We start from the raw sequence: 12866 nt of genomic DNA on the forward strand, positions 1-12866 counted from the left end.
ATACGGCTCAAACATTCCTACGTACTACTACGAGCATCAAATCTGTTACATGCTGGTTATCATCAGGCTGCCTTCGTGCCGACCCCAATAACAAATTTCCGGTGCTGAAAACATGACCCTTTCTATCCGTAGCAAAGTCGTTTTGCTGTGCGTTGTCCCTGCGCTATTGCTCGCCGTGCTGATTACGGGTCTGGCGGTGATGCTGTTGCAGAAAACCGCCGACGACCAGATCAACGACACGCGCCGTACTCTGATCACCGATCGCCAAAACGCCCTGGAACATTCGGTCCAGGTTGCCCAAAGTGCGATCGCCTCCCTTTACGACGCCTCCGCACCCGGCGACCTGACCGCGCGCGACAAGGCCGTCAATGTCCTCAAACAACTGCGTTACGGCACCGACGGTTATTACTTCGGTTACGACGCCAACAGCGTGCGAGTGTTCTGGGCTGACAAGGACGTGAAGATTGGCGAGAGTTTCAGCAACTTTCGCGACCCTGATGGCGTGTTCGTGATCAACGAACTGGTGCGGGTGGCCAAGGCCGGGTCGCACTATCAGCGGTATCGCTTCCCGGTGCCGAACAGCGACAAGGTCGTGCCCAAGATCGGCTATGCGCTGTACCTCGAAAAATGGAATTTGATGATCGGCACGGCGGTGAACATGGACGACATCGATGCTCAGGTCGCCCAAGTGAGCGACGAGCTCAAGTCCCGTCGCGCGGAGCTGGTGTGGCAAATCCTGGCGCTGAGCATCGTGGCGTCCATCCTGCTGGCGCTGTTGGCCGCGTGGCAGGTGAAACGCCTGTTCAATCCGCTGCTGCAACTGCGCCTGCAGCTGGAAAACATCGCTTCGGGTGACGGTGACCTGACCCGTCGACTCCCTGTGACGAGGCACGATGAACTCGGCGAACTGGCGGTGGCGTTCAACCGTTTCGTCGAGAAAATACAGGGACTGATCGGCAACGTCACCGGCATGACCCTGCGCTTGAACACGTTGGTGACGGGGGTCACCGATCAGGCGCAGCGCTCGGAACGGGCCATGGACCTGCAACGTCAGGAGACCGATCAGGTCGCAGCGGCGATCAACGAAATGAGTGCCGCCGCGCTGCAAGTGGCGCAAAACGCTCAGGAAGCGGCTCGGGCAGCCAATCAGGCGCAGCACGAGGGGGCGTCCGCCGGGCAGATCGTCAGCGCCAGTGTCGACAGCATTCACGGGTTGGTGGACAACCTGCGCGTCAGCGGCACCTCCCTGACAAAATTGCAAACCGAGGTGGACGCCATCGCCGGGGTGCTCGGGGTGATTCGCGCCATCGCCGAACAGACCAACCTGCTGGCCCTCAACGCCGCCATCGAAGCCGCACGGGCCGGTGAAGCGGGTCGTGGCTTTGCGGTGGTTGCGGATGAAGTTCGGGCGCTGGCCAGCCGCACCCAGGAGAGCACCAAAGAGATTCACGGCATGATCGGCCGACTGGAAGCAGGCACGGTCGACACCGTCAGCGCCATGAAGCAGTCCAGTGACGCGGGTAACCAGACCCGCGAACAGGCCGCCCGGGCCACCAGCTCGCTGGACGCCATCGGCGCGCTGATTTCCACCATCAACGCCATGAACGCCCAGATCGCCAGCGCCGCCGAACAACAGACCGCCGTCTCCGAAGAGATCAACCGCAGCGTTCAGCAGATTGCATCCTCTATCGAAACCGTCGCCCAAGACACGCAACAGGGGGCCAATACGGCACGGGAGCTGTCGCTGCTCAGCCAGGAACTGACCTCGGCGGTTGGCCAGTTCAGGGTGTGAGCCCCCGGTGATTCACACAGGCTTTTGCGTCGGCCACTTGCTCCAGGCTTGATAAACGACCCGTGGGAGACGCCGGAGGTTACGACGGCAGCGAAGGCGGCGTGTCAGGTGACTCACTCTTTTCAGCCCACCGCTTTCGCGGCCGTCGTAACCTCCGGCTGCTCCCACAGAAACCGCGTGATTGGGTATTTCAGGTGTGAGTCCTTGCACAGGTTTTTGCGTCGACCACTCGCCTTGGACCTCACGCATGTCTGTGGGAGCGAATTCATTCGCGAAGGTGGGCCAGGCCACACAGCTCTGTCGACCAAGCGGGCCTCTCGCGAATGAATTCGCTCCTACAGTTGGCTCGTATCTCACCCTGCCCTCGTCTACGCCTCCAAAATCCCGTCCGATAATCGCCCAACTTCGCCTCGGCAGCCCCCTCCGCCCATGCACTTTATGGTGTGATGCGCCGGTCGCTTACATGTGGCCGCGCAGTCGAAGTAACCGGGATCGTGAGTGCCCCCTTCCTGACGCCGCCCTTTCAGAACGAGGAGCTGTCCGTGATTGACAAGAGATTCGAATCCATCGCCGCTGCGGTGGAAGGCATACGTGATGGCGCCGTCATCATGGTCGGGGGCTTCGGCAGTGCCGGCATGCCGTCCGAATTGATTGATGGCGTCATCGCCACGGGTGCGCGGGAGCTGACCATCATCAGCAACAACGCGGGCAACGGCGATCACGGCCTGGCGGCATTGCTCAAGGCGGGCAGCGTACGCAAGGTCGTGTGCTCCTTCCCGCGCCAGTCGGACTCCTACGTGTTCGACGAGCTGTACCGCGCCGGTAAAGTCGAACTGGAAGTGGTGCCTCAGGGCAACCTGGCCGAACGCATTCGTGCCGCGGGCTCGGGCATTGGCGCGTTCTACTCGCCCACCGGCTTCGGCACCCTGCTCGCCGCAGGCAAGGAAACCCGCGTCATCGATGGCCGGGACTACGTGCTGGAAATGCCCCTCCACGCCGACATCGCCCTGATCAAGGCCCACAAGGGCGACCGCTGGGGCAACCTCGTGTACCGCAAGGCGGCACGTAATTTCGGGCCGATCATGGCGATGGCTGCGAAAGTCGCCATCGCTCAGGTCGATGAAATCGTGGAACTGGGCCAACTGGACCCGGAACACATCATCACCCCCGGGATTTTCGTCCAGCGCCTGGTGGCCGTGCCGGGCCACGCCGTCTCTCCTTCCGCCACCGCCACTGCCGTCTGAGGCCTGCCATGACCGTCACTCAAAAACTGTCGCGCACCGACATGGCCCAACGCGTGGCCGCCGACATCCCCGAAGGGGCTTACGTGAACCTGGGCATTGGCCTGCCCACGCTGGTGGCCAATTACCTGGGCGAAAAGGAAGTCTTCCTGCACAGCGAAAACGGCATCCTCGGCATGGGCCCCTCCCCCGAGCCCGGCGCCGAAGACGACGACCTGATCAACGCGGGCAAACAGCACGTGACCCTGTTGACCGGCGGCGCGTTTTTCCACCACGCCGATTCCTTCTCGATGATGCGCGGCGGCCACATCGACATCGCCGTGCTCGGTGCCTTTCAGGTGTCCGTCACCGGTGATCTCGCCAACTGGCACACCGGCGCCGAAGGCTCCATTCCTGCCGTCGGCGGCGCGATGGACCTGGCCACAGGGGCTCGCCAAGTGTTCGTGATGATGGACCACCTGACCAAGACCGGCGAAAGCAAACTCGTCGACCAGTGCAGCTACCCGCTGACCGGCATCGGTTGCGTGACCCGCATTTATACCGACCTGGCGATTCTGGACGTGACGGATCAGGGGTTGCTGGTGCGGGAAATCGTGGCCGACATCACGTTTGAAGAACTGCAACAGCTCAGTGGTGTGCCGTTGCGTCAGTAGTTCGTACCCTCCCGCCATGGCGGGAAAGGAGAACACCGTCCGGCATGCTTGGTGCCGGACGGTGGCCCAGGCCAGCGTTAGAACTTGTAGCCGAAACCGACGGCGAGCATGTGCAGTTCGCCGCCCGCTTCCGTGCCTTCGCTGGGACCGGTGCCCTTGGTGATGTGACGCAGGTCGTACATGTACGAGCCGCTCACTTCGAGGTCTTTGGATACGGTGTAGGTCAACCCGGCCGTGACGCTTTTAGGCTGGTTGCACGGGCAAATGGCAATCAGCGTTGCTTCGTCGTTCGGCACCTGATGGTTAGCCAGCGACACGCCCCCGCGTACCTGCAAGCGGTCGTTGACCTTGTAGTTCGCCCCGAAGCGGAAGACGTTCTGGTTCTGCCAGCCAAAGCCCGGCCCATGGCTGGAACCGGGCGCACCGCCTTCTACCAGCGAGTTGTTGAACGTCTTCTGACTCGCCCAGTTCAGCCACACGTAGTCGAAGGCGAACGTCCAGTCGCCCCAATCGTACGCCAGCCCCGCGCCCGCCTGTTGTGGTGCGTTCAACTGCCCGTTTGGAATGATGTCGTCATGGGCGTCCAGTTTCTGAAACCACACCGGTGACGAGTACGTCAGTCCCAGGCGCAGATTGGGCGCAATAGTGCCCAGGTAGCCGACGCCAAAACCGATCCCCAACGCGTGATCGGTGTCATTGGTGGCACCGAAATTTTCCAGCCCATGCAGCATCAGGCTTTCATAGCCCAGCTTCACCGAGAAACCGAGGTAATGGCCCGGCGCGAACTGGTAGGTCGCGGTGGGCGAGAGAATCAGTTGCCCCAGTTCCGATTTGACCTTCGAGGTGCCGAATGCCGGAATCGGTTTGCCATAGTCCACCCCCGCGCCGTACCCGGCAGCCGTGAGGCCGAAGGTGACGTCGGGCGAATATTGATAGTTGGCGCCGAAGCCCGGCAGCAACAGAAAGATGTCATCGCTGTTTTTGGCCCCATGGACGTTGGAACGCAACTGCCCCACGGTCGCCATCACGTTGCCGTCCACCCGCGACCCCACCGCGCCCATGCCGGCCGGGTTGTTGATCGCGGCGGTGGCATCCACGGGATTGGCGATGGATGCGCCGCCCATGCCCATGGCGGTGACCCCATACCCCGCATACTGAGGGCCGTTTGCCGCTTCCACCCTCGCCGCTAACATCACCGTTCCCGCAAGGATGACGCCCAGCACATTTTTCATGACCCTGATTCCTTATATTTATTGTTGGCAGGTCAATGCCCACGGCGTTGCGTCAGGCAAGCCGAACCCGCAACGTCAGCGAGAGGGCCGACGCCGTTGGACACGATCGATGCTTATTCAGATCGGGGCAGTCCGCCTGCCCCTCAGATGCCGATGCGGTTACGGGCGACCGTCACCACGACCTACCGCGACACGGGTGGTAAAGATCGAGGTTTCGACGTCCAGCGCGACCATGGCCAGGAAGATGTTGGGGTGATCGCCCTTGAGCCGGGTGCCGGTCATGTAGAGCGTCTTGCCGTCTTCGCCGCCCAGTGCGACGGAGACCACCTCGTGACCCGGAATGTGAACCCGGTCAGTGATGTTGCCTTGAGCATCGATGCGTGCGAACTGGTGCGAACGCAACACGGCGAGCCAGATGCCGCCCTCGGCGTCGATGGCGATACCGTCCACGCAACCCAGTTGGCCCGCGCGATCTTCATCGGTGGGGAAGGCTTTCTTCATGTCGAGGAACACGCGACGGTTGACCAGCTTGCCGTCAACGATGTCGACGATGGACAGGTGCTCGACAAAGGTCTCGGAGAAGATGAGGTGTTTCTGGTCCGGGGTGATCACGATGCCGTTCGGAAAGTGGCAGTCCTCAAGCCCCACGTACACGTCCTTGCCGCCCGGCTCGACGATCACGATGCGGCCCGGTTTCAGGCCTTCGCCTTCAAACACCCGGGCACCGACGTCGTCAACGTAGATGCGGTCGTTTTTATCGATCACCATGTCGCCAATGTAGCCCGTAAACACGCTGGACAGGTCGGCGTACAGTTCGAGGTTTTCACCCAGGGGCTTGCCCGGCAGGTAGCGGTACAGCCGGGTTTCGTGCATTGAACTCAGGATGAGCGTGCCGTCGGACAGAAAGCCCATGCCGTTGGGTTTGTGCGGCATTTCGGCGATGACGGTCTTTGTGCCGTCTGCATCAACGGTGTAGACCTTTTTGCCCAGCATGTCGGAGACGTACAGCTTGCCATCCCTCCAGCGGGTGCCTTCACCGAAGATCAGGCCGTCGGTCAGCTTCTCTACCACGTATTTTTGTTGTTGTGAGGACATGTCACGTACCACCTTTGTTGTTAGAGATTGTTGAGGTCGCCGTGCAGGTCCACGGCGTTGTTCATGCACGCAAAATACGGTTTATCGCGAGAGTCCGATCAGAGGATTTCAAACAGCCCTGCCGCCCCCATGCCACCGCCCACGCACATCGACACCACGGCATAACGCGCCTTGCGTCGCCGGCCTTCGAGCAGGACATGCCCAACCTGGCGAGCGCCGGTCATGCCATACGGATGGCCGATGGAAATGGCGCCGCCGTTGACGTTGCAGCGCTCGGGGTCAATCCCCAGTTGCTGCTGGCAATACAGCGCCTGGCAGGCGAACGCTTCGTTGAGCTCCCAGAGGTCGATGTCCTGAACCGTCAGCCCGTGTTGCCTGAGCAGTTTGGGGATGGCAAAGATCGGCCCGATGCCCATTTCTTCCGGCGCCAAGCCTGCGACCGCGATACCGCGGTACAGACCCAGCGGGGTGGCGCCCTCTTGCGCCGCACGCCGACTGTCCATCAGCACACAGGCGCTGGCGCCGTCCGATAACTGACTGGCATTGCCCGCCGTGACACTGCCTCCCGCGATGACTGGCGACAGCTTCGCCAGGCTGTCGAAGGTGGTGTCGGCCCGATTGCCCTCGTCCCGCGCCAGCAGCACCGGCTCAAAACGCACCGCGCCGGATTCCTTGTCGACGATGCGACGCTCCGCGCTGATCGGCACGATCTCGTCGTTCAGCAGGCCGTTGGCTTGGGCGCGGGCCGTGCGCAACTGCGAACTCAGGGCGAACGCATCCTGCGCCTCACGGGAAATCCCGTATTGGCGCGCCACGTGTTCGGCGGTTTGCAGCATCGGCATGTAGGCGTGAGGCACGGCTTGCTGCACGGTGCGATCCGCTTCCTGGGCCACCCACTGGAAATAAGCATCCTGCACGGCAGAGATGTTTTCCTGCCCACCAGCAGCCACCGCGTCCATGCCGTCATGCAGAATCTGCTTGGCTGCCGTGGCGATGGCCATTAGCCCGGACGAGCATTGCCGGTCGAGGGTCATTCCGCTCACCGAAACCGGCAGCCCCGCCGCGAACACCGCGTTGCGCGCCAGGTTCGAACCGGCGGTGCCTGCGGCTAACACCGTGCCGATCACCACGTCGTCGATGAGCGCAGGATCAACCCCGGCGCGCTCCACGGCATGGCGTAGCGCGTGGCCCATGAGGGTCGGCGACTTGATGTGATTGAGCGAACCGCGCATGGCTTTGCCAATGGGCGTGCGCGCCGTTGACACGATCAGGGCTTCACGCATGGTGGTCTCCTGTCGCGCGCTGATGCTCACGGAGCACCGTTTTCAGCGCATCGGGCAGCGGCAGGCCGGTCATTTGCGGGGTGACGCAGATCGGCGAGAACACCCCTTCGAACGCCACGCTGCCATCTGGCAAAAACGCGGTGGCGTGCAGATCGAACGTGCGCTGACGGACCTCGCCCACGTCGATGCGAATGTCCACCACCGAACCGGGCGGCAGGCTTTTGTTGAAGGTCAACGACATGTGTTTGCAGGCGAGGCCGCCGTTGCCGGTCCTGGCTTCCGGCCCCCAGCCGATGTGGCCGTAGAAATGCATGACCGCACCGATCAGAAACTCGGTGAATCGACCGGTGTACGCGACACCGGCGGGATCACAGTCGACCCAGCGCACCGTGCGCCGGACCGTGAAGGGCCGTTCGGCAACGACGTATTCAATGCCGCCGTTCATGCCGCACTTCCCGTACGCCCGAGGCGCACCATCAATTCAGGGTACTGGTCACGCAGGCGATCATCGTCGACACGCCCGGTACGGGTCATGAACTGGTAGACGAATTCCTCGGGGCTGTAGGTGTCCATCCACTGCCCCATCCGCTCGTACCACAGGTAAGAACGTTCGGACGCACCGATCAGCTTCTGCTTGCTGGGGCGGTGGGTGCTTTCATAGGCCTGCAAACCTGCCAGCGCGTTGTCCTCGTGGGACAGCAGCGCGTTCGCCAGTGCAATGGCGTCGTTCATGGCGATGCGCGTGCCCGAGCCGATGGAGAAATGCGCGCTGGCCAGCGCATCGCCCACCAGCACGTGACGACCGTTGACCCAATGGGCGTTGCGAATCACCGGGAACTGGCGCCAGACCACGCGCACGTTGCCACTGATCAACGGCGCGCCTTCCAGTTCAGGGGCGAATATCTGTTCCATCAACGCCTGACGCGCGTTTTCGGACAGCGCGCCGAGGTTCAGACGCTCCCAGGTCGCGTCGTCGCATTCGGCGACGAAGGTGCTCATTTCATCGCTGTAGGCGTAATAATGCGCGACGAAATGACCGCCCTGGTATTTGCGGAAGACCAGTGCAGACGCCTCGAAGACCTTCGGCGTGCCATACCAGGCAAAGTGATTGCCGAGGGTGTGAGTGGTGGTGCCGAAACCCTGTTCGAACTCGCGACGGATGACCGAATTGATGCCATCGGCACCGACCACGACGTCCGCGTCCTGTAAACCAAATCGCGCCAGATCGGCCGTGCTGTCGATGCGTTGGCGATAATGAATGACCACCCCCGCCGCTTCCGCATGCCGCTCCAGAATCTGCAACAGGGTCAGGCGTGGGATGGCACCACCCTTCACTGGCAGGCGAAAACCGATGGCGGTTTCATCCTGCACGATCACCTGATGCTGGTGCTGACGGGTCGCTTCGGAGAGCGCGTCGTACGAACCGGCATCCGCTTCGCGCAGCTGTTGCAGACCGGTGTCCGCCATGACCACACCGAAGCCGAACGTGGCGTCTGCGGCATTCTGTTCGATGATTTCAACGGACCAGTCTGGCGCGCCGCGTTTGAGCAACAGCGCCAGGTACAGACCGGACGGACCGCCGCCGACAATGGCCACTTTCATCATTGCGCTCCCCGGCTGATTTGCAGGCGGTAGCGGTCGAACTCGGTGACCTGACCGACGAACCCGCCGGTCAGCGCCGCGTTCCACAACGCCGGGACGAAGCCCAGTTTCTTGCGTTCGAACACCAGCGCGTCTTGGGCAGTGATTTTCCAGTAACCATTGCTCAGGTGTTCGAGACCGTAATCCGGGTTCGCTCGGGCGGCGTCCACCAGCGGCTGAAATTCCGGGGCATCGAGGACGAAGAGCACCACCTCGTCGGTGTTGTCCGGGGCAATATCGGCCGCCTTGTCCAGCCAGACCTGATCGATCCCCACGAACGGTGCAGTACCGGCGAGGTGCGCGTCTTCATGGGCCATCGCCGCTTCCAGCGTGCGGGTCGCGTCCTCACCATCCAGTGCGTTCATCGGGCGCTCTTGAATGGTGATTTCCATGTAATAGCCGTTCGGGTCGTTGAAGTAGATCGACTCGATCAGCTCGTGGCGGATCTGGAAGATCAACGGGATCTGCTGCGCCTCCAGACGGTCGCGCCATTCCAGCAACTCTTCGCGGGTGTCCACACGCCACGCGGTGTGCGTCGCTTCGTAGCGATAGTCGGCCACGGGCAGGGTGAAGTCCGGCTGTTCGGTGTTGATGTAGTAGAAGAACGCGATGGTGCTGTGGTTGCCGCTGTCGAAAAAGAAATGCAGGAAATCGGGATGATTGGAGGGCCCCCAGGCACGTGCCGAGATGGCATGCACCAATGGCAGGCCAAGTTTGTCCCGATAGAACTCCACGGTTTCACGCAGCTTCCAGGTGGGCCTGGCGCTGTGGTGAACGCCTTTGAGAACGGGCTGTTTTACAGTCATGGGAACGACTCCTGTGAACGGCGTCGGAGGACGCCTGTTGCCAGGGGGCTGACGCGCAGCCCCTTTAATCAAATGAACTCGACAGCCCGCACTCAGCCCGCAAGCTGGGCACGCTCAAGCTCGACGCTCTTTTTCACGATGTCGCGCAGGCCTTCTTTGCTGAGCTTCCCGGACGCGGTCAGCGGGAACGACGCCAGCACTTCCACGCGCTCCGGCCACTTGAACTTGGCCAGTCCGTAGTCCTGCAGGAACTCCCCGAGTTCGGCCACGCTCGGCGCAGCGAAGCCATCGCGCAGCACCAGCGTCACGCACAGACGCTCGTCGAACACCGGGTCCGGGTAGCCGACCGCCGCCACCGCCGCAACGGCCGGGTGACCGGAGACCGCCATTTCCACTTCTTCGCAGTTGATCTTTTCGCCGCCACGGCTGACCAGGTCCTTCAAACGGCCGCAGAACACGTAGTAGGTCTTGCCGTCGATGAGTTTGGTGAACATCAGGTCGCCGGAGCGGTAGTAGCCGTCGCGGGTGAAGGTCTCGCGGTTGCGGTCTTCGGCGTTGTAATAGCCGTGAATGGTGTACGGGCCCTTGAACACCGGCTCGCCGATTTCGCCAGGCTTGGCGTCCTCGTCCGTGCCGGGCACCACGATGCGGATCTCGTCGAACTCGGACACCGGGCGGCCGTTGGTGGTGTCATGGGCTTCTGCCGGGTCATCGCGGTGGGTCAGCGCGATCACGCCCTCGGTGATGCCGAAGATGTTGTGGGTGCGCACGCCGAGCAGTTTCTGCAACTTGGCCGCGCTGTTGGCGACGATCACGCCACGGGCATTGGACAGGTCCACACGCCCTTCCTGAATTGCCGACTCCAGCCGCGCAATGATCGGACCGCCCAGCATCAGCCAGGTGGGCTGGGTGGTGGCGATCAACGAGATTAGGGTTTCAGGCTGCAGATCCGGGGTAATCGTCACCGTGCCACCGGTCATCAGAAACGGCCCGAAGCAGCAGCCCATGTTGAGGTTGTGCACCATCGGTTGCGGCATGAACAGCGTGTCGTCCGGACGGAAACCCAACCACTTGGCCACCGAGCGCATGTTGTAGAGGTATTCGTTGTGGAAGCGCGGAATGATTTTCGGCACGCCGGTGGTGCCACCGGACAGCTGAAAAACGGCGACCTGAAACGGGTCCAGGTGCACCTGCCCCACCAGCGCTTCGGCTTCGGCCAGGTCGATCCCGGCGATCAGCGCGTCCTGAAACAGCACCCCGTCCTGAGGCTCGCCGCGCACTTGCATGATGAGCTTCAGGGAAGGCGCCGCTTCCTGCATCTTGCGGGCGAAGGCCACGCTGTCGAACTTCTCGACTTCATCGCCCTGCACGATGTGCAACCTGGCTTCACCGTGGTTGGCCAGATAGCCGATTTCACGCTCGCGGTGGGCGGCCATGGTGCAGATCGGAATCAGCCCGGCCTTGAGGCAAGCGATGAACGAAATGACCAACTGCTCGCTGTCGCGCAGCTGGTAGATCACGCGATCCAGCGGCTTGAGCCCTTGTTGGATGAAGGCCCCGGCCAGCCGAGTGGACAGTTCATCCAGCTCGCGGTAGGTGATGCGCAGATTCGGACCCAGCAGCGCGACGTTGTCAGGGTAATGCCGAACCACCTCTTTAAGCCCGTCAACGAGGGTTTCGTGACGCAATGCACCGCCCGCGACGTAACGGTCAAGGTCGGCCTGCCGGGGGTAGACGACACCGGCAATCGGTTCGGCGACGCGGTTCAGTCGTGGGGTGTGTACAGCAGCGGATTCATTTTTTGTCATTGTCATGAGCGAACGCCTTTGTCTTGTCAGAAGTTTTCTTGAAGCCAACGTCTCAGGTGCTGGCCCGCGAGGACCTGGCCGGACGTCTCACCCGTCTCCAGTGCCTGACCGTGGTGGTTGCCACGCACGCGGTGCCGTTCTTTGCGTGAAGCCGGGATCGCCTCATAAATCGCGTCCACGTCCTGCGGAAATACCGCGTTGTCGCCGCTGTACTCAATCAACAGTGTGGGCTGTTCGATGGCGTGCGCGCATTTGGCCAGAGAGGCGTTCGAGGACAGGCCCGACCAGGTCGAGAGCCACGACTCGGGGGTGACAATGCGCCCGAAACCCACACTGCCCAGGTTGGAAACAAACGGGTCGGCGCCCCATAACGAACCGACGAAACGGTCGGACGGATCGAGGGAAATGTCCCAACTGCGCAGGTCGGCGTCGGTACGCCACACCTGAAAGATCGCCCCGTGCGCCGCCAGCGCCCGGTCTGCGTTCGCGCCACTGGTTTTCAGTCGATGACGTGCTGCTTGACGACGCTCGATCAAATCACGGGCATGGGCATCGATACGCGCGACACGCTGACGCTGCGCCGCCCGATAGCATTCGATGAAGTCTGCACTGTAACGGGCAGAGTCAGGCGGCATGCGGAAGCCGTTGGCCTCGCTGAACGGGTCCAGCGTCGGGTCGGTGGAGAATGGATCGCGCTCATCTGTCACCGACGGGTCCAGCGCGTTCATCAGCAGAATGCCCTGGCCGGGATGCGGCGAGACCAGCGCGATGCCGTCTGCCACAGGGAATTCGGCAGTGTCGAACTTCGTGGCGCGGCCGGCCGGGGTTTTATCGACGCGTCCTTCCGCAGCCTGTGTTGATTGCTGGTTGTAGTAAGCGAACAGACCGGCGCCGCCCGAATTGCCCAGCAGCACGATGGTGTCGAACCCGGCGGCACGCAGATGACGCATGCCTGCGGCGACGTCGTACAGCGCGAATTCGTGTTCCAGACGCAGGTCATTGCCAATCGAGCGCGCGCCTTGCACCCAGCACGCCCATCCCGCGTCCAGCGCATCCGGCACCAGGTAGTGGGTCACCACCAACTCCCGGGGGTGCATGATGAACAGCACTTTGCGCTCGCCGCCTCGGGAGAAGAGCACGCCGAGTGCACCCTGACCGTCCTGTGTCGTCAGCGGCACCGGCGTCGAGCTGAACGGAACGGTCATGCGATCCGCTTGCCAGGACGCGCCGCGCAAACCTGCCGTCACTGCCACTTTCTTGTTATTGGAATCAGCCACTGTGGGCCCTCCTGCCAAGCCTCGAAAGGCCGTTGAGA

The 12866-nt window shown here is 62.2% G+C and carries 11 protein-coding genes; 3 read left to right on the plus strand and 8 right to left on the minus strand.

Features of this window, described 5'->3' with window-relative positions:
• Positions 1-112: 112 nt before the first annotated feature.
• The 3 genes from AAEO81_RS16955 to AAEO81_RS16965 all read left to right on the plus strand — a co-directional run bounded on the left by AAEO81_RS16955 (position 113) and on the right by AAEO81_RS16965 (position 3686).
• Positions 113-1792 carry a methyl-accepting chemotaxis protein gene (locus AAEO81_RS16955; RefSeq protein ID WP_341958028.1) on the plus strand — a complete coding sequence of 560 codons (1680 nt, stop codon included), beginning with the start codon at positions 113-115 and terminating at the stop codon, positions 1790-1792.
• 542 nt (positions 1793-2334) lie between these two features.
• Entirely contained in the window at positions 2335-3036 is a 702-nt protein-coding gene (locus AAEO81_RS16960) for a 3-oxoacid CoA-transferase subunit A (protein WP_341958030.1), read from the plus strand.
• 8 nt (positions 3037-3044) lie between these two features.
• Positions 3045-3686, plus strand: coding sequence for a 3-oxoacid CoA-transferase subunit B (locus AAEO81_RS16965; protein ID WP_341958031.1), 642 nt, complete (start codon positions 3045-3047; stop codon positions 3684-3686).
• A gap of 77 nt (positions 3687-3763) precedes the next feature.
• On the opposite strand, the gene AAEO81_RS16970 is transcribed toward AAEO81_RS16965, so the two are convergent.
• The 8 genes from AAEO81_RS16970 to AAEO81_RS17005 all read right to left on the minus strand — a co-directional run bounded on the left by AAEO81_RS16970 (position 3764) and on the right by AAEO81_RS17005 (position 12828).
• Positions 3764-4918 (minus strand): outer membrane protein transport protein, encoded by a 1155-nt coding sequence (locus tag AAEO81_RS16970; RefSeq protein ID WP_341958032.1) that lies wholly within the window; start codon positions 4916-4918, stop codon positions 3764-3766.
• A 159-nt stretch (positions 4919-5077) separates the two neighbouring features.
• On the minus strand, positions 5078-6013 hold the full coding sequence (locus AAEO81_RS16975) for an SMP-30/gluconolactonase/LRE family protein (RefSeq protein ID WP_166594566.1): 936 nt from the start codon (positions 6011-6013) through the stop codon (positions 5078-5080).
• Positions 6014-6111: 98 nt separating this feature from the next.
• A complete protein-coding gene (locus tag AAEO81_RS16980; RefSeq protein ID WP_341958033.1) occupies positions 6112-7296 on the minus strand; it encodes an acetyl-CoA C-acyltransferase in 1185 nt (394 codons plus the stop codon).
• The gene (locus AAEO81_RS16985) at positions 7289-7741 is read right to left on the minus strand and encodes an acyl-CoA thioesterase (protein WP_341958035.1); all 453 of its coding nucleotides are present in this window, start codon (positions 7739-7741) and stop codon (positions 7289-7291) included. The genes AAEO81_RS16980 and AAEO81_RS16985 overlap by 8 nt, the downstream gene beginning before the upstream one ends.
• Complete coding sequence (locus tag AAEO81_RS16990) at positions 7738-8898, minus strand: FAD-dependent monooxygenase (RefSeq protein WP_341958036.1); 1161 nt, start codon at positions 8896-8898, stop codon at positions 7738-7740. The genes AAEO81_RS16985 and AAEO81_RS16990 overlap by 4 nt, the downstream gene beginning before the upstream one ends.
• A complete protein-coding gene (locus AAEO81_RS16995; protein WP_341958037.1) occupies positions 8898-9743 on the minus strand; it encodes a VOC family protein in 846 nt (281 codons plus the stop codon). The genes AAEO81_RS16990 and AAEO81_RS16995 overlap by 1 nt, the downstream gene beginning before the upstream one ends.
• Before the next feature lie 92 nt (positions 9744-9835).
• A complete protein-coding gene (locus AAEO81_RS17000; protein ID WP_341958040.1) occupies positions 9836-11557 on the minus strand; it encodes an AMP-binding protein in 1722 nt (573 codons plus the stop codon).
• A gap of 20 nt (positions 11558-11577) precedes the next feature.
• Complete coding sequence (locus AAEO81_RS17005; RefSeq protein WP_341958041.1) at positions 11578-12828, minus strand: alpha/beta hydrolase; 1251 nt, start codon at positions 12826-12828, stop codon at positions 11578-11580.
• Between the last annotated feature and the right edge of the window lie 38 nt (positions 12829-12866).

The sequence above is a fragment of the Pseudomonas sp. RC10 genome (assembly GCF_038397775.1).
Taxonomy (GTDB): Bacteria; Pseudomonadota; Gammaproteobacteria; order Pseudomonadales; family Pseudomonadaceae; genus Aquipseudomonas; species Aquipseudomonas bambusae.

Coding starts and splice junctions, on each gene's coding strand:
- AAEO81_RS16955 (WP_341958028.1), top strand. CDS start 113: ATGACCCTTTCTATCCGTAGCAAAGTCGTTTTGCTGTGCGTTGTCCCT.
- AAEO81_RS16965 (WP_341958031.1), top strand. CDS start 3,045: ATGACCGTCACTCAAAAACTGTCGCGCACCGACATGGCCCAACGCGTG.
- AAEO81_RS16970 (WP_341958032.1), bottom strand. CDS start 4,918: ATGAAAAATGTGCTGGGCGTCATCCTTGCGGGAACGGTGATGTTAGCG.
- AAEO81_RS16975 (WP_166594566.1), bottom strand. CDS start 6,013: ATGTCCTCACAACAACAAAAATACGTGGTAGAGAAGCTGACCGACGGC.
- AAEO81_RS16980 (WP_341958033.1), bottom strand. CDS start 7,296: ATGCGTGAAGCCCTGATCGTGTCAACGGCGCGCACGCCCATTGGCAAA.
- AAEO81_RS16985 (WP_341958035.1), bottom strand. CDS start 7,741: ATGAACGGCGGCATTGAATACGTCGTTGCCGAACGGCCCTTCACGGTC.
- AAEO81_RS16990 (WP_341958036.1), bottom strand. CDS start 8,898: ATGAAAGTGGCCATTGTCGGCGGCGGTCCGTCCGGTCTGTACCTGGCG.
- AAEO81_RS16995 (WP_341958037.1), bottom strand. CDS start 9,743: ATGACTGTAAAACAGCCCGTTCTCAAAGGCGTTCACCACAGCGCCAGG.
- AAEO81_RS17000 (WP_341958040.1), bottom strand. CDS start 11,557: ATGACAATGACAAAAAATGAATCCGCTGCTGTACACACCCCACGACTG.